The 14,997-nt window shown below is 71.7% G+C and carries 16 protein-coding genes and 1 pseudogene; 8 read left to right on the plus strand and 9 right to left on the minus strand.

What is annotated here, in order from left to right; all coding sequences use genetic code 11:
* Positions 1–6: 6 nt before the first annotated feature.
* Together BLQ63_RS22970 and BLQ63_RS22975 are read right to left on the minus strand one after the other, a co-directional pair.
* Positions 7–318 (minus strand): DUF4190 domain-containing protein, encoded by a 312-nt coding sequence (locus BLQ63_RS22970; protein WP_091039868.1) that lies wholly within the window; start codon positions 316–318, stop codon positions 7–9.
* 74 nt (positions 319–392) lie between these two features.
* Positions 393–1,325 carry an NAD-dependent epimerase/dehydratase family protein gene (locus BLQ63_RS22975; protein WP_091039869.1) on the minus strand — a complete coding sequence of 311 codons (933 nt, stop codon included), beginning with the start codon at positions 1,323–1,325 and terminating at the stop codon, positions 393–395.
* A gap of 64 nt (positions 1,326–1,389) precedes the next feature.
* On the opposite strand from BLQ63_RS22975, the gene BLQ63_RS22980 reads away from it, so the two are divergent.
* Positions 1,390–1,983: a TetR/AcrR family transcriptional regulator gene (locus tag BLQ63_RS22980; protein ID WP_091039870.1), complete on the plus strand. Its 594-nt coding sequence runs from the start codon at positions 1,390–1,392 to the stop codon at positions 1,981–1,983.
* Here BLQ63_RS22980 and BLQ63_RS22985 read toward each other — a convergent pair.
* The 3 genes from BLQ63_RS22985 to BLQ63_RS22995 all read right to left on the minus strand — a co-directional run bounded on the left by BLQ63_RS22985 (position 1,980) and on the right by BLQ63_RS22995 (position 5,003).
* A complete protein-coding gene (locus tag BLQ63_RS22985; RefSeq protein ID WP_091039871.1) occupies positions 1,980–3,191 on the minus strand; it encodes an FAD-dependent oxidoreductase in 1,212 nt (403 codons plus the stop codon). The two genes, BLQ63_RS22980 and BLQ63_RS22985, sit on opposite strands and share 4 nt — an antisense overlap.
* 170 nt (positions 3,192–3,361) lie before the next feature.
* On the minus strand, positions 3,362–4,012 hold the full coding sequence (locus BLQ63_RS22990; RefSeq protein ID WP_091039872.1) for a PadR family transcriptional regulator: 651 nt from the start codon (positions 4,010–4,012) through the stop codon (positions 3,362–3,364).
* Positions 4,013–4,061: 49 nt separating this feature from the next.
* Positions 4,062–5,003, minus strand: a complete 942-nt coding sequence (locus tag BLQ63_RS22995) for a GntR family transcriptional regulator (protein ID WP_218125455.1) — start codon at positions 5,001–5,003, stop codon at positions 4,062–4,064.
* Between the two features lie 159 nt (positions 5,004–5,162).
* On the opposite strand from BLQ63_RS22995, the gene BLQ63_RS23000 reads away from it, so the two are divergent.
* A complete protein-coding gene (locus BLQ63_RS23000) occupies positions 5,163–6,284 on the plus strand; it encodes an FAD-dependent monooxygenase (protein WP_091039874.1) in 1,122 nt (373 codons plus the stop codon).
* A 28-nt stretch (positions 6,285–6,312) separates the two neighbouring features.
* Here the strand turns inward: BLQ63_RS23000 and BLQ63_RS29890 are convergent.
* A pseudogene (locus tag BLQ63_RS29890) lies at positions 6,313–6,414 on the minus strand (pyridoxamine 5'-phosphate oxidase family protein); the annotation flags it as partial.
* 37 nt (positions 6,415–6,451) lie between these two features.
* Positions 6,452–7,291, minus strand: a complete 840-nt coding sequence (locus tag BLQ63_RS23010) for an SDR family NAD(P)-dependent oxidoreductase (RefSeq protein ID WP_091039875.1) — start codon at positions 7,289–7,291, stop codon at positions 6,452–6,454.
* Positions 7,292–7,383: 92 nt separating this feature from the next.
* Here BLQ63_RS23010 and BLQ63_RS23015 point away from each other — a divergent pair, with 92 nt between their 5' ends.
* On the plus strand, positions 7,384–7,956 hold the full coding sequence (locus BLQ63_RS23015; protein WP_091039876.1) for a TetR/AcrR family transcriptional regulator: 573 nt from the start codon (positions 7,384–7,386) through the stop codon (positions 7,954–7,956).
* Here BLQ63_RS23015 and BLQ63_RS23020 read toward each other — a convergent pair.
* Positions 7,953–9,089 carry a caspase, EACC1-associated type gene (locus tag BLQ63_RS23020; RefSeq protein WP_091039877.1) on the minus strand — a complete coding sequence of 379 codons (1,137 nt, stop codon included), beginning with the start codon at positions 9,087–9,089 and terminating at the stop codon, positions 7,953–7,955. The genes BLQ63_RS23015 and BLQ63_RS23020 overlap by 4 nt on opposite strands.
* 3 nt (positions 9,090–9,092) lie before the next feature.
* On the minus strand, positions 9,093–9,431 hold the full coding sequence (locus BLQ63_RS23025) for an effector-associated constant component EACC1 (protein WP_143015053.1): 339 nt from the start codon (positions 9,429–9,431) through the stop codon (positions 9,093–9,095).
* A 190-nt stretch (positions 9,432–9,621) separates the two neighbouring features.
* Between BLQ63_RS23025 and BLQ63_RS23030 the strand changes: the two genes are divergently transcribed.
* The 5 genes from BLQ63_RS23030 (at position 9,622) to BLQ63_RS23050 (ending at position 14,924) form a co-directional block, all read left to right on the plus strand.
* Positions 9,622–10,056, plus strand: a complete 435-nt coding sequence (locus BLQ63_RS23030; RefSeq protein ID WP_091039879.1) for an SRPBCC family protein — start codon at positions 9,622–9,624, stop codon at positions 10,054–10,056.
* Positions 10,057–10,238: 182 nt separating this feature from the next.
* On the plus strand, positions 10,239–11,990 hold the full coding sequence (locus BLQ63_RS23035) for a glycoside hydrolase family 35 protein (protein ID WP_091039880.1): 1,752 nt from the start codon (positions 10,239–10,241) through the stop codon (positions 11,988–11,990).
* Between the two features lie 94 nt (positions 11,991–12,084).
* Positions 12,085–12,918 (plus strand): NAD(P)H-binding protein, encoded by an 834-nt coding sequence (locus BLQ63_RS23040; RefSeq protein ID WP_091039881.1) that lies wholly within the window; start codon positions 12,085–12,087, stop codon positions 12,916–12,918.
* Between the two features lie 348 nt (positions 12,919–13,266).
* Positions 13,267–14,454, plus strand: a complete 1,188-nt coding sequence (locus BLQ63_RS23045) for a winged helix DNA-binding domain-containing protein (protein ID WP_091039882.1) — start codon at positions 13,267–13,269, stop codon at positions 14,452–14,454.
* Positions 14,451–14,924, plus strand: a complete 474-nt coding sequence (locus BLQ63_RS23050; RefSeq protein WP_091039883.1) for an OsmC family protein — start codon at positions 14,451–14,453, stop codon at positions 14,922–14,924. Before BLQ63_RS23045 ends, BLQ63_RS23050 begins: the two co-directional genes overlap by 4 nt.
* Positions 14,925–14,997: the final 73 nt, after the last annotated feature.

Raw genomic sequence — 14,997 nt, forward strand, 5'->3', positions numbered from 1 at the left:
CGTCCACTAGGTGCGCTGGTCGTACTCGTCCTTCCAGTCGTCCCAGTTCGCGATGCCGCCGACGAGGAACACGACGACGAGGACGATGAACGCGATGATCGAGATCCATCCGAGGATGATCGCGGCCTTGGCCAGGCCCGCGCCGGAGTTGTTGCGCTGCGCGATCTGGCTCTTGGCGACGTAGCCGAGGATCAGGCCGAGGATGCCGATCGGGCTGCACCAGCCCACGATCGCGAGCACGAAGGCGGCGATGGCCGTGCCGTTCATCTCCCGGGGCCCCGCCACCTGGGCTCCGGGCGGTTCGTACTGCTGCGTCATGACGCTCTCCACTCCAGACGGAAATGTCCGCAGTGTATGGAGTCGGGGGCCCCGAACGTGCCGCTTTGACCGAATCAGCCGTGCTGTCGGAACCAGGCGAGGGTCGCCGCGACGGCCTCCTCGTGCGGGGTCGTCGCCAGGGCGCCGAAGGACGCGCGGAACGCGGTGTCGTCCACGACCCAGGGGCGGTCGCGCTGGTACCAGGTCTCGCCGAGCTCCTTGACGACCGGGTTGAACAGGCCGATCAGGCGCTGCGTGCCGCGGCTGAGCCCGGCGCTCCTGGGCTTGCCGCCCGCGGCCTTCCACACGAGGTCGAGGAACTCGCCCCCGGTGAGGGCCGGCCCGGCCGGCAGGTGCCAGGCGTGGCCGTCGGCCTTCGGGTCCTCCCCGAGGGTGACCAGGGCGGCGGCGACGTCGGGGAGGTAGGCGACGGTGTGGGGCTCGTCGAGCTCGCCGCACCAGCGGGCGGTCTTGCCCCGGGCCGCGGCGCCGAAGATCGCGGCTCCCAGGACGGTGTTGAGGCCGCCGGGTCCGAAGTAGTCGGAGGCGCGGCCCAGGGTGGCGCGGACGCGGCCCTCCTTGTGGGCGGCCAGGATCATCTCGGCGACCGCGGCGCGGGCCCGGCCCTTGGGGAACCGGGCCGCGTAGGGCAGCTCCTCGTGGAGCGGGCCCTCGACGGGCCCGTACATGTAGAGGTTGTCGGCCGCGACCAGTCGGGCCCCGGCCCGCTCGACGCCGCTGAGCACGGTGTCGGTGAGTCCGACGAACTCGTTCGCCCACTCGGCGTAGGGCGGCTGCGCGCACTGGTACACGACCGCGGCGCCCTCGCAGGCCCTCGCCGCGCCTTCGGCGGTGGTGATGTCGGCGCGCACGGTGCCGGGCCCCGAGGCGGTGCGGCTGACGGCGCGCACCGCATGGCCGCGGGCGGCGAGTTCGGCGGCGACGGCCTTGCCGATGGCGCCGGTGGCACCGAGGACGACGTGCAGGTCAGCGTGCTTCTCAACCATGAGGACTCCTGGTCATCAATTTAGTAACACCGTTATATAACCACGTTACGATACGCTTGTCAACATGCCGAGACCGAGGAAGCGCGACTACGACGACCTCCGCCGCGAACTCATCGACGCGGGCGGGCGCCTGCTCGCGGAGGAGGGCCCCGCCGCCCTGTCGACCAGGCGGGTCGCCCAGGCGACCGGCACCTCCACCACCGCCGTCTACAGCCTCTTCGGCGACAAGTCGGGCCTGGTCCGCGAGATGTTCCTGGAGGGCTTCGAGCGGCTGGCCGCGGCCTTCGCGGCCGTCCCGCGCACCGGCGACCCCCTCGCCGACCTGCTGGCCCTGGGCGACGCCTACCGCGCGAACGCCCGCGACAACCCGCACCTCTACGAGCTCATGTTCGGCCGGCCGGTGCCGGAGTTCCAGCCCGATCCCGAGGCGGGCCGGCGCATCCGGCCGACCTTCGACGCGCTGGTCGCGGCGTGCGCCAGATGCGTCGAGACGGGCGCGTTCGCCGAGGCCGATCCCCACGATATCGCGGTGCAGCTCAACGCGATGGCCCACGGACTGTGCGGCCTCGAACTGCGCGGCGCCCTCGGGGACGCCGACGAGGCGACGGCGCACTGGAACCGCGCCCTCGCCTCGCTCGTCAAGGGACTGTCCGTTTAGGAGTGTTGTCGGCCGTCTTCGGCGACGGTCGCGTCCCAGTCGATCCGGTGGCGCTGGACGGGCCCGAGCGTCTTCTCGGGATTCATGACCGTCTTGATGAACAGGGGCATGACCAAGGGCATGATCGCCTGGGCGACCGGGCCGGGCGCCTTGACGCCGTTGGTCCTCGCCGCGTTCGCGGCGACCCGCTCGACCCGGTTGCGCCGCAACCGCTCATACGCGGCGAAGGCCGCTGCGGGCTCCAGGTCGCGCAGGCACCGGGCCAGTTCGACCGCGCTCTCGATCGCGAGCGAGGCGCCCTGGCCCGAGCTGTTGGACGGGGCGTGGACGGCGTCGCCGACGAGGACCATCCGGCCGCGGTGCCAGCGGGGGACCTTCGGCATCAGGTGCAGCGGGCCGTGGATCTGGATCCGGTCGGCGGGGGTGGTGCGGAGCAGGTCCCCTCCGGGCTCGTCGCCGCCGTAGACCTCCAGCATCCGGGCCTTCCACTCCTCAATGGAGGTCAGCTGGATCTCGCGGTGCGGCAAGGGGTCCCGCAGCGGCAGGTTGACGCCCCACCGCGTGCCGCCCTCGGGCAGGCGCCAGTACAGGTAGTAGCCGCGCCTGCCGAACGCGAAGGTCATGGTGCCGGGGTCGACGGGCGCCTCGTGGTCGGCGACCCCCTCGAAGCCGATCATGCCGGTGTAGTGCGCGCCGGGGGCCCCGGGGTCGATGAGGGGCCGCAGGGCCGAGTGGACCCCGTCGGCGCCGATGAGCACGTCGGCCTCGACCTCGGTGCCGTCGCTGAAGACCGCGGTGGCGCCGGAGCCGTCCTGCCGGGCGTCGATGAGCTGCTTGCCGTAGGCGAACGGGACACCGAGCGCCTCGGCGCGCTCGTGCAGGAGCCGGTGGAGTTCCGAGCGGTGCAGCGACCGGAGCGGTCCCGCGTCGGGCAGGCTCGGGATGGTGAACCGCTTGCGTTCGCCGACGGTCATGTCCATCCGCGTGATCGCCAACCCGGCCGCGGCGACCGCTTCGGCGGCGCCGATGATCTCCAGGGCCGCGAGGCCGTTGGGCGCCAGGGCGAGCGTGCCGCCGACGCCGTCGGGCCGGGACGGGTACGCCTCGTAGACGGTGGCCTCGACGCCGGCCAGGCGCAGTGCCGCGGCCGCCACGGGCCCGGCGACGCCCCCGCCGATGACGGCGGCGGTCCTCGCTCTCGTTGTCATGATGGTGCTCCTTCGCTGGTGTTCGCGTTGCGAACCGCATCGGGGGAGCGAAGGACCCGGTTATCCTCGTGAGTGTCGCCTCTGAGCCGGGTTCGTGCTCCCGCATGGCATGCGGTTCGGGGTTTCGCGGTCCCGGCACCGGCGCTGGAACGCCGGTGCCGGGACCGCACTCACGGCACGGGGCCGTCGAGACTCTGTCGGGCCAGGTCGGCCATCGCTTCCGGGATCGTCCCGTCGACGTGGAACTCGCGCCACGCGTCGAGATCGGGGAAGGCGCCCGAGGCGATCTCGTCGCGCAGCGCGCGGGTCCAGGCCAGGTCGGCTTCGGTCAGTGCGAGTTCGTGCGCTCCTTCGACCGTGAACAGCCGCGGCAGGCGTCCGCGGCCCTCGTCGAGTTCACGCCGCAGGCCGGCGATGCGCTGCTCCAGGCCGGCGATGCGCTCGCCGAGCAGATCGGCCGCGTCGTCGGGACCGACGACCGACATGACGGAGAGCCCGGCGCGGAAGCGCTGCGGGTCCTCGGGGGCGGCGAGCAGCTCGCGGGTCCAGTCGACCATCTCGGCCCGGCCCGCGTCGGTGATCCGGTAGACGGTGCGCTCGGGCCGGTTGCCCTCGCGGCCGGTCCCTGCCGCCTCGATGAGGGCGTGCTTCTCCATGCTCGCCACGACCGAGTACAGCGAACCCCATTTGACCTGCATGTCGCGGTCCTTGCTCCAGCCGCGCAAGGCGCGCGCCATCTCGTAGGGGTGCATCGGACGGTGCGTGAGGACCGACAGGATCGCCAGCGCCGTCAGGTTCGCGACCTTGCGTTTCCCGGCCATCGGAGCACTTCCTCTCGTATACTCGCTTTCGAGTATACGAAACCGAGTATCAAGAGGCAAGCCCTCCGCGGCGCTCCGCCATGGCCGCGACGCCGTCGAGCAGCAGGCCCATGCCGAGCTCGAACAGCCCCTCCAGGTCCATGTCGTAGCCGTCGGCCAGGGAGCCGAAGTGGCCGAACAGCTTCGCGAAATGCGGGTGCTCGCCCAGGAAGGCGTCGTCGCCCATCCGCGGCAGGTATTGGAGGTCGGTCCACTCCTCGGAGGAGAGCCCGGTCTCGGAGACGGCCTCGTCCTCGGCCTCGACGTTCGCGGCCAGGCCCACGACGTGGCTGAACAGCAGGACGTGGATGTCGAAGTGCAGTTTCGGCGGCAGTCCGAGCCCTTCGAGGGCGCCCAGCAGGCGATCGCCGAGCCGGATGATGTTCGGCAGCGGCAGCGGACGGGTGAGCGGTTGGGTCCTGCCGAGCCACGGGTGGGCGCGGTGCAGCCGCCACATCTCCCGCGACAGCGACTCCACTTGCGACCGCCACGGGGCCGAGGCGTCGCGGTCGAACGCGGCCGTGCCGTACACGGTGTCGGCCATGGCCGACACGAGGTGGTCCTTGTCCTCGATGAAGCGGTACAGCGACATCGGCGCGACCCCGCACCGGCCGGCGACCGCCCGCATCGAGACCGCTTCCAGCCCTTCGGCGTCGGCGATCGCGATGGCCTCCTCCAGCACCCGCTCGCGGGTGAGCTCGGCCGACTCGCCGGTAGGGCCGCCGGTGCGCCGCGGCGCGACCACCGTTCCCGACCGCGGGCGCGTGACCACCAGGCCCTCGGACCGCAGCACGTCCAGCGCCTTCGCCGCAGTGGCGAGGGCCACACCGAATTCTTGGGCGACGTGCCTCGTTGACGGCACCTTGTCGCCCGGGGCCAGCTCCCGGTCGGTGATGCGCCTGCTCAGCTCGGCGGCGATGCGGACGTACGGCGGCTCGGTCGGCTCGGGCACGGCGGTCCTTCCCTCGGTCTGTACTACGACAGATCCTAGCCCCGCCCGGGCTTCCGCCTGCACCTGTACTAGGGCAGTTCGGCGACGTATTTGCAGGTCAAGACCGAACTCCATACAGTGGTGCCAGGAAGTTGAGTACACCGTATTCGGAGGAACCCCATGACCACCGTCCTCATCTCCGGCGCCAGCGTCGCCGGCACCGCCCTCGCCTACTGGCTCCGCGAGCAGGGCCTCACTCCCGTCGTCGTCGAGCGCGCCCCGCGGCTGCGCCCCGGCGGGCAGGCCGTCGACGTCCGCGGCGCGGCCCTCACCGTGCTGCGCCGCATGGGCCTCGAAGGCCGCGCCCGGGAACTGGAGAACCACACCGGCGGCATGAACATGCTCGACGCCGAGGGCAACGAGGTCTTCCGCTCCGAGGAGTTCGCGCTCTCCTCCGGCGACATCGGCTCCGAGGACATCGAGATCCTCCGCGAAGACCTGGTCGAGATCGTCTACGAGCGGACCGAGGGCGTCGAGTACCTCTTCGGCGACTCGATCGCCGCGATCCGCCAAGAGGGGGACGGCGTCACCGTCGAGTTCGAGCACGCCGCGCCGCGCCGCTTCGACCTCGTCGTGGGCGCCGACGGCCTCCACTCCAACACGCGCAGGCTCGCCTTCGGTCCCGAGTCCCAGTTCATCCACCACCTCGGCACCTACCTCGGCGTCTTCAGCCAGGAGAACTACCTGGGCCTCGACAAGTGGCAGACCTGGTTCAACGACGGGGCGGTCGGCGGCACCGTGATGACGGTGCGGCACAACGCCGAGCTGCGGATCTTCCTCGGATTCGGGTCCGAGGAGCCGATCGACTACGACTACCGGGACGTCGAGGCGCAGAAGCGGCTCATCGCCGACCACGTGACCGGCCTGGGCTGGGAGGTGCCCGGTTTCATCGAGCGCATGTGGGGGGCCGAGGACTTCTACTTCGACGCGATGGCGCAGATCAGGATGGACGCGTGGTCGGCCGGGCGCGTGGGCCTGGTGGGCGACGCCGCCCACTGCGCGGCGCCCCTCTCCGGCCAGGGCACCAGCCTCGCGCTCGTCGGCGCCTATATCCTCGCGCTCGAGCTGGGCCGCACCGGCCACGAGGAGGCCTTCGCGCGGTACGAGGCGCGGATGCGCCCGTTCGTCGAGGGCAACCAGGCACTCGCGCTGATCGACCGCCAGAAGGTCGACCCCGCCGAGTCCACGGCCCGCCTCGACGCGGTGAAGCACGCCGTCGACCTCGACGGCATCACCGCCTAGCAAAACGGCCGCAACCGGAACGGTTGCGGCCCTCGGGGGAGAGGTTGACGGTGCCGCTGCCGTCCAGTGGCGCAGTGGCGGTGAAGAAGACGTGCTGCGCCTCGATGAAGGCGCGCAGCCTTCCTTCTATCCGTTCATGACTCTTTCCCGCGGCACGAGTACGGCGCTCAGCCCCGCGCTTCGGCCAGGAGTCGTTCGGTGAGGGCGCGGAGGCGGTCGGCGCGTTCGGGGTCGAAGTCCTCGCCGTCTACCGGGAGCGGCTTGCCTCTTCTGAAGGCGCTCAACGCCTCGCGCGGCGGGTCGTCCATGAGGCGGGCCATCGGCGGGACCGCCTGCTCCACCCGCTGCGCGAAGAGCACCTCCATGACCTTCGTGACGCCCTTCATCGGCTGCTTGAGCGGATCGGCCATCGCGGTCTTCACGAACATGGGGTTGTAGAGCACGTACCGGATCTTCGAGTCCGGGTGCCGCCGCGCGAAATCGGCGGCGTCCAGGTCGACGCTGCGCGAGGCCTGCATCGCGGCCCGCATCCCGGTGTAGCGCCCGCGTGCGAACGTCGGGTCGTCCCAGAAGATCTTCCCGGGCAGCCCGCCCGACCCGGAGAGGCTGAAGATCACCGGCGCCTCGGCCCTCTCGAGCAGCCCGGCGAGGTCGTGGGCGAGGACGTGGCGGTTCAGGTAGGTCACCGCGAACGTGTACTCGACGCCGTCCTCGGTGACCTCCCGCTCGGGCCGGAACCGCTGCGCCGCGAAGACCAGGCCGTCGAGCCGGTCGAGCCGCTCCACGGCCCGGGACGCCACGGACTTCATGCCGGCGACGGTGCTCAGGTCCGCCCGCCAGAACTGCGCGCGGTCGCCCGCGCCGATCCGTTCGGCCGCTTCGAGAAAGGCCTTTCCCTTGGCCTCGCCGCTGGCGACGGCGATGACGCGGTCGCCTCGGGCGAGGAAGAGCAGTCCGAGGCCCCGGCCCATGCCGTCGGTGCCTCCGGTGATCAGGTACGTGCGCACGTTCGCGCCCCCTCCAAGTAAGTCATCGGTCGATGACAAACGCTAGCAGAGGTCGCGTGATAAGTCAACAAGTGATGACTTATGCTGACTTCATGAACGCGCCCAAGCGCCGCGACCGCGCGGCCACCCGCACCGCCCTCCTGGAGGCCGCCCGCCGCCGCTTCGCCGAGCAGGGGTTCGACGGCACCGGCGTCCGCGAGATCGCCGCCGACGCGGGCGTGGACGCGACGCTGATCTTCCGCTACTTCGGATCCAAAAAGGACCTGTTCGCCGAGGCGGTCAAGGGCGAGATCCCCGAGGGCGTGGGCGATCCGGACGCGGGCCCGGCGGCGCTGGCCGAGGCGATGGCCCGCGAGGTCGTGCTGGAGGACCGCGCCGGCCACGGCGGCGGCGAGCACCCGCTCCTGGTGATGCTGCGCTCGGCCGGGCGCCCGGAGGTGCGGGCGGCGCTGCGCGAGGAGGTCTGCGGCCGCTACCTGGCGGACCTGGAGTCGCGCTTCGACGGCGGGGACGCGGACCTGCGGGCCGAACTCGTCGGCGCGCTGCTCATCGGCATGGGCGTCATGCGGTCGGTGGTGGCCTCGCCGGTGCTCTCGGACGCCGAACCGGACCGCGTGGCCGCCTTGGTGGTCGAGATGGTCGCGGCCCTGGAGAACAAGCCCTAGACGGCCCTGCCGAGCTGCTCGTTCAGCGACCGGCGCCGCTCGAATTCGAGTTCGACCCGGTCGAGGAACACGTCGACCTCGCCCTCGTCGTAACCCGTCGTCGGGCGCCTCGTGACGACCCCGGGGACCTCGGCCTGCTTCGGACCCGTGGTCGAGAACCGGGCGTTGCGGATGTCCTCGGGCAGCATCAGCTGCGGCCCGGCGACCGGCTGCCGCAGCGCCAGGATCACCTTGTCGAGGAAATCGTCCACTTCGGACTCGTTGTAGCCCACGACGTTGCTCACCGTGTGGAACAGGACCTCGTAGACCTCGTCGGCCGTCACGACCGGAGGATCGTCGGCCCGCGCGGCGAAGTACCCCGCGGGCGCCGAAGCGGGGATCGAAACATCCACTGAGGATGATCGCTTGTCGTGGTACCGGTTGCGCGCCAGCGACAGCATGTCCGCGGTGTGCGTGCCGAGCCGCTGCGGCAGCGGCAGGCCGCGCTCCCGGGCGGTGCGCGTCAGTCCCATGTAGAGGTCGTGGAGTGTCAGGAGCTCGCCCGCGTCGGCGCTGCCGGACTCCAGCAGGTCCAGAAGCGCCCCCGTGAACGCGGTGTGCGCACTGCCCTTGGGCGCGTAAGAGACCGAGTTCGCGGGGGAGGAGGTGAGCGTGAAGGTCCCGCCGATGCGGATCTGCCCCAGGATGGTCCGCTCCTCCGCCCCCAGCGTCTCGGTCGCACGGCCCGAATAGCAGCAGTCGAGGATGAGCACCCGCGTGGACGCCGGCGCGTTCCGCAGCGCGTCGTGCAGGAACTCGAACGGGATGCCGGTCCACGGCAGCAGCGACTCGCTGGTCTGCGGCAGCGTCAGGTACAGCTTGTCGTCGGGGCCGATGAACCCGTGGCCGCTGTAGTAGACCAGCAGCAGGTCGTCGGCCTCCGCGGTGGCGGCGGCGACGGCCCGCCCGACCGCGGGCAGGCCGGGGGCGTCGAGCAGGATCCGGCAGTGCTCCTCGGGCAGCCCCGCGTGCCGCTGCAGCGCCGCCTGGAGCGCCAGCGCGTTCTTCAGGCTCGCGGGCACCTTCGGCAGGTGCGCGTAGTCGGCGGTCCCGATGAGCAGGGCGCGCGAGGCCGCGCCGTCGGGCAGTCGCATCCCCTACCGGCCCAGGTCGAGCTTCTTGGCCACGGACTTCACGACCGCGCCCTTGGCGCTGATGCGGACCGAGCCGCCCTCGGAGTTGGTCACCTCGACCTCCAGCTCGGAGCGCCGGGCCTGGAACCACGCCGCGATCGCCTGGCACAGCGCGTTGAAACTGCCCGCGGTGAGCGCGACGGTCAGCAGCTCCTGGACCGCGCCGAGTTCGCCCTCGCGGACCTCGGCGGGCGCGAACGCGACCCGGCCGCGGAAGGCGTCCTCCCTGACCAGCCACTGCCGCAGCGCGGCCAGATCGTCCCGGTTGCCACCCGCACCGACGACGGCGATCACAGCTTCCATCGCTCACCTCCGGCCCCGATTCTCCCAGATCCCCGCCACCACCAGGGTTCTCGGCGCCCGGACGGCCCTTGCGGACCCGCCCCGGGCGCGATCGTGAAGAAGTTTTTCGCCGAAGCGATGAATACGCGCGCCCCCGGGCGTCTATACCGGCAGAAGCAGCGAACGAACCCAGCGAACCGAGGAGACCGTCATGAGCACCACCGCCGACAACGAGTCCGGCTTCACCTACACCCTCACCACCGAGGTCGACGTCCCCGTCGCCACCGTCTGGACGGCCTGGACCGAGAACCCGCACTACGAGGCGTGGAGCTACTCCAAGCCCGGCTCGGTCGAACTCGACCCCGTCAACGGCGGCCTCTACACCGCCACCGTCGTCACCCCCGACGGCCAGGAGTTTCCCATCACCGGCCGGTACATCGAGGTCAGCGAGCCCGACCTGCTGGTCATGGGCATGGACACGCCCGGCGGCGAAGAGGTCATGCGCCTCGACCTGGACGACCTGGGCGGGGACCGCACGCGGCTGACGATCACGCAGACCTGCGCCACGCAGGAGGAGCACGACATGGCCAAGCAGGGCAGCCAGATGCTGCTGGACTCCTGCGCCGCCTACGTCGCCAAGATGTAGCCTCCGCGGAGGAGCCGGGGCCGGGCCGCGAAGCCCGGCCCCGTCGCGCGCCCGGACCGCATCGGGCCCGCACCCGCCTCCTCCCCGGAGACGCCCACCTCACCGCGCGCGGACCGGCCACCGGTCCCCTCCCGCACCCGAGTATGTTGCCGACGGCACCACCTCGAACGGAGAACCTGCGCATGAGCCGATTCGCCATCGGAGAGCACGACTTCCTGCTGGACGGCGAGCCCTTCCGCGTGCTCTCGGGCGCGATCCACTACTTCCGCGTGCACCCCGACCACTGGGAGGACCGCATCCGGAAGGCGAGGCTCATGGGGCTCAACACCATCGAGACCTACGTCCCGTGGAACCTCCACGCCGCCGAACCCGGCGCCTGGACCGCCGAGGGCCGCCTCGACCTGGACCGGTTCCTGCGCGTCGTCGCTGCCGAAGGCATGCGCGCCATCGTCAGGCCCGGCCCCTACATCTGCGCCGAGTTCGACAACGGCGGCCTCCCGACCTGGCTGTTCGCCGACCCAGAGGTCGGCATCCGCCGCGGCGAACCGAAGTTCATGGCCGCGATCGGCGACTACCTGCGCCACGTCACCGACATCGTCGCCCCGCTCCAGATCGACCGGGGCGGACCGGTCGTCCTCATGCAGGTCGAGAACGAGTACGGCGCCTACGGCGACGACACCGGCTACCTCCAGGACCTCACCGCCCTCCTGCGCGGCGGCGGCATCACCGTCCCATTGACCACTGTGGACCAGCCGCAGCATGCGATGCTCAAGAACGGCTCCGCGCCCGGCCTCCACATGACCGCCTCCTTCGGCTCCCGGTCCGAAGAACGCCTCGACGTCCTCCGCGCCCACCAGACCACCGGGCCGCTCATGTCCTCGGAGTTCTGGGTCGGCTGGTTCGACTCCTGGGGCACGCACCACCACACCACCTCCGCCGAGGACTCGGCCGCCGACCTCGACGCGCTCCTGCGCCGCGGCGCCTCGGTGAACATCTACATGCTCCACGGCGGCACCAACTTCGGCCTCACCAACGGCGCCAACGACAAGGGCACGTATACGCCCATCGCGACCAGCTACGACTACGACGCGCCCCTCGACGAAGCGGGCTCGCCCACGGCCAAGTACTGGGCGTTCCGCGAAGTGATCGGCCGCTACACCGACCTCCCCGAGGAGATCCCCGCCGCGGCCGGACCCGCCCCGACCGGCCGGGCGCCCCTGACGGCGCAGCGGTCCTTCCTGGCGTCCGCGCTCGCGCTCGCGCCGGCCGCCACCGCGGACGTGCCCACCTTCGCGCAGGTCCGGCACGACGCCGCGTTCCTGCTCCACACCGCCGAACCGCGGACCGAGACGCCGACGGTGCTCACCGTCGGCGAGGTCCGCGACCGCGTCCACGTCGTGGTCGACGGCGTGGGCGTCGGCGTGCTCTCCCGGGAGTTCCACGAGCGCGCGCTGGCCGTCCCGCCGATCGGGGAGTCGCTCGTCCTGCTGGTGGAGAACCAGGGCCGGGTCAACTACGGGCCCAGGCTCGGCGAGGACAAGGGCCTGCTCGGCGGGGTGCGGCTCGACGGCCGCCCGGTCGAGGGCTGGCTCACCCGCGCGATGACCGAACCGGACCTGCTCGCCCTCGCGGGCGGCCCGGGCGCCGGGCAGGGCCCGTCGCTGCCGGGCCTGACGTACGCGAGCGCGTCGTTCGAGGTCGACGCGCCGGCGGACCGGTTCCTCGACACCTCGGGCCTGGGCAAGGGCATCGCCTGGATCAACGGCTTCTGCCTGGGCCGCTACTGGTCTCGCGGACCGCAGCGAACCCTGTACGTGCCCGGGCCGGTGCTGCGGGCCGGAACGAACGAAGCGGTGGTCCTCGAACTCGACGGCGCCCCCGAAGCGGTCCTGCGCTTCGCCGAGGGCCCGGACCTGGGCCCGCTCGAGTTCTGACCCGCGCGGCCGCCCCGATTGCGGGCGGCAATGTCATTGCGCCCCACCCGGCACACCGCCCCCACCCCGGGGCCGACCCTTGAACGGAGCGCCGATGATCGGCATCACCGGAGCCACCGGCGGCGTGGGCTCGCGAACCGCCCGCCACCTCCTCGCCGCGGGCCGCGACGACGTCGTGGCGCTCGCGCGCCGCCCCGAGGCCGTGCCGGCCGCGCCCGGGCTGACCGCGCGCCGCGCCGACTACGACGACCCCGCCTCGCTGACCGACGCGATGCACGGCCTCGACGCCCTCGTCCTCGTCTCCAGCGACGGCCTCAGCGAGACCATGGAACGCCACCACCGCAACGTGATCGCCGCGGCGGTCGAGGCCGGGATCGGCTACGTCGCGTACACGAGCATCCTCGACATAGCGGCCGACTCGCACTTCTACTACTCGCCGGGTCACCGGGCGACCGAGGCGCTGCTGGCCGAGTCGGGCGTGCCACACTGCAACGCCCGCACCTCGGTCTTCGCGGACTTCTTCACGGAGACGTGGCTCGACGCGGCCCGGGCGGGCGGCGAACTCGCGCTGCCGCTGGGGGAGGGCGTGATGTCGCTGGTGGCCAGGGACGACGTCGCCCGGGGGCTCGCGGCGGTCGTGCTGGCGAGGGTCGAGGGCGTGGTCGACCTGACCGGGCCCGCGGCACTGACGGGCGAGCAGATCGCGGCGGCCGCCTCGGAGACCGGCGCACCGGTGCGGTTCACACCGATCGAGGACGGGGACTACCGTGCGACGCTCGCCGATGAGGGCGAGCCGGCCTGGCTGATCGAGGCCTACGCCAGCATGTTCACCTCGGTGAGGCATGCTCGTTTCGCGACTGCCCCAGGCGATATCGAGCGATTGACCGGAAAGCCACCGATGGACTTCGCGGCCTACCTCCGCGGATAGTCGCAACACGAGAGCATTCCTCGCGGTCCCATGCCGAGCGAAGTGTCGGACCCCCGGCGCACTCTTGAAACCGGGGGCCTACCCGGGACCGTTTTGAAGGCAGACGCCGGAATTGCCAGTTCCCGGGGTGGTCCAGCTCGCCTCGCGCGAAGTGTCGGACCCTCGACGCACGCTTGAAACCGGGGGCCCACCGGGGACCGTTTTGAAGGCTAGCGCCGGGAATGCACCGTCGCCTGCGGCCTGCGGCCTGCGGCCTGCGGCCTGCGGCCTGCGGCTCGTCGCTCGCCACCGCGCCCGGGCCCGTGCGGTCACGGGCGGCCTGTCGTACCCGAGGGCTAGCCTTCGGTCATGCAGCTCACCGCCCGGCAGCTCAACCGTGCGACGCTCGACCGGCAGTCGCTTCTGCACCGCACGTCCGCCGACGCGGTCACCGCCGTCCGCAATGCCGTCGCCGTCCAGGCCCAGTCGCCCGCCTCGCCCTTCATCGGCCTGTGGAACCGCGTCGCCGGGTTCGACCCCGCCGACCTCGACGCGGCCTTCGCCTCGGGCCGCATCGTCCGCGGCAATCCCGTGCGCATGACCCTCCACGCCGTCGCCGCCGACGACTACCGGACCTTCCGCGAGGCCACCGAGCCGTCCCTCTACGCCGCCAAACTCGGCGGCCGCATCGCCGAGGCCGGCCTGTCCGCGGCCGAGGCCGCGGTGCACGCCGCCGCGATCGTCGAGTTCGCCGCCGAGGTCCGCACCGCCCGCGAATGCGAGGCCTGGCTCGCCGAACGCCTCGGGCCCGAGCTGGCGAAGGGAGTGTGGCCGGGCATCCGCCAGTACGCGCCGCTCCTGCGCACCGTCAACGGCGGCCCGTGGGGTTTCAGCGAGAAGGTCCACTACACGGCCGCCGCCGACCTCCCCGTGCTCGGCGACCGCGAGGCCGCCGACAAGGCGCTTCAGGAGCTCGTGCTCCGCTACCTCGCCGGGTTCGGCCCCGCCTCGGCGGCCGACGTCGCCATCTTCGCCCAGGTGCAGCGCGGCCGGGCGAAGATGGCGATCGCCGCCCTGGGCGACCGCCTCGCCGTCTTCCAGGGGCCGAACGGCGAAACGCTCCACGACCTGCCCGAAGCGGCACTGCCCGACCCCGAGACGCCCGCACCCGCGAGGCTGATGGCCATGTGGGACAACGTGTTCCTCGCCTATGTCGACCGCAGTCGCACCATCCCGCCCGAGATCCGCACGACCGTGATCCGCAACAACGGCGACGTCCTCCCCATGGTCCTGGTCGACGGCCTCGCCGCCGGGCTCTGGCGCGTCACCGAGGCCGGCATCGAGGCCACCGTCTGGCGCCCCGTCCCCGACGACGCCTGGGCGGCGCTCGACGTCGAGGCCCGCGCGCTCACCGCGTTCCTCGCCGACCGCGAACCGGAGGTCTACCGGCGCTACCAGCACTGGTGGAAGCGCCTGCCCGAAGGCGAGACCGTCGTCCTCGCCGCTCGGTTAGGCTTGCCGCGCACGCCCCTGCGCGACGGAAGGAGCCCGCCATGAGCGGCCGCGAACACCACTACGACGTCAACGTCCGCTGGACAGGCAACACCGGCAAGGGCACCGCGCGCTACCTCGAATACGGCCGCGACCACGACATCACCACCCCCGGCAAGCCCCTCATCCGCGGCAGCGCCGACCCCACGTTCCTCGGCCAGAGCGAGCGCTGGAACCCCGAAGACCTCCTGGTCGCCTCGCTCGCCGAATGCCACATGCTCACCTACCTGGCGCTGTGCGCGCGCGACCGCATCGTCGTGACCGCCTACGAGGACAACGCGACCGGCACGATGACCGAGGAGGGCGGCAAAAGCGGGCGCTTCTCCGAGGTCGTGCTGGCGCCGGTCGTGGTCATCACCGACGCTTCCAAGACCGCGCGCGCCGCCGAACTGCACCACGAGGCGAACCAGACCTGCTTCATCGCGAACTCCGTGAACTTCCCGGTCCGCCACCAGCCCACGATCAAGGTCGAATAGGTCCCAATCGAAGTCCATAAAGGATCACCGGCGGCGACCGCCGGGTCCCGGCCTGATCCGCCGTCAGTGCGGC

The organism is Glycomyces harbinensis, assembly GCF_900101745.1.
GTDB lineage: Bacteria > Actinomycetota > Actinomycetes > Mycobacteriales > Micromonosporaceae > Glycomyces > Glycomyces harbinensis.

Bases quoted from the DNA above. Each gene is read 5' to 3' on its own strand.
- BLQ63_RS23050 (WP_091039883.1), top strand. From the start codon at position 14,451: ATGAGCGGCCGCGAACACCACTACGACGTCAACGTCCGCTGGACAGGC.
- BLQ63_RS22985 (WP_091039871.1), bottom strand. From the start codon at position 3,191: ATGACAACGAGAGCGAGGACCGCCGCCGTCATCGGCGGGGGCGTCGCC.
- BLQ63_RS22980 (WP_091039870.1), top strand. From the start codon at position 1,390: ATGCCGAGACCGAGGAAGCGCGACTACGACGACCTCCGCCGCGAACTC.
- BLQ63_RS23020 (WP_091039877.1), bottom strand. From the start codon at position 9,089: ATGCGACTGCCCGACGGCGCGGCCTCGCGCGCCCTGCTCATCGGGACC.
- BLQ63_RS22990 (WP_091039872.1), bottom strand. From the start codon at position 4,012: ATGGCCGGGAAACGCAAGGTCGCGAACCTGACGGCGCTGGCGATCCTG.
- BLQ63_RS23030 (WP_091039879.1), top strand. From the start codon at position 9,622: ATGAGCACCACCGCCGACAACGAGTCCGGCTTCACCTACACCCTCACC.
- BLQ63_RS22975 (WP_091039869.1), bottom strand. From the start codon at position 1,325: ATGGTTGAGAAGCACGCTGACCTGCACGTCGTCCTCGGTGCCACCGGC.
- BLQ63_RS23015 (WP_091039876.1), top strand. From the start codon at position 7,384: ATGAACGCGCCCAAGCGCCGCGACCGCGCGGCCACCCGCACCGCCCTC.
- BLQ63_RS23045 (WP_091039882.1), top strand. From the start codon at position 13,267: ATGCAGCTCACCGCCCGGCAGCTCAACCGTGCGACGCTCGACCGGCAG.
- BLQ63_RS23000 (WP_091039874.1), top strand. From the start codon at position 5,163: ATGACCACCGTCCTCATCTCCGGCGCCAGCGTCGCCGGCACCGCCCTC.
- BLQ63_RS23035 (WP_091039880.1), top strand. From the start codon at position 10,239: ATGAGCCGATTCGCCATCGGAGAGCACGACTTCCTGCTGGACGGCGAG.
- BLQ63_RS22970 (WP_091039868.1), bottom strand. From the start codon at position 318: ATGACGCAGCAGTACGAACCGCCCGGAGCCCAGGTGGCGGGGCCCCGG.
- BLQ63_RS23025 (WP_143015053.1), bottom strand. From the start codon at position 9,431: ATGGAAGCTGTGATCGCCGTCGTCGGTGCGGGTGGCAACCGGGACGAT.
- BLQ63_RS23040 (WP_091039881.1), top strand. From the start codon at position 12,085: ATGATCGGCATCACCGGAGCCACCGGCGGCGTGGGCTCGCGAACCGCC.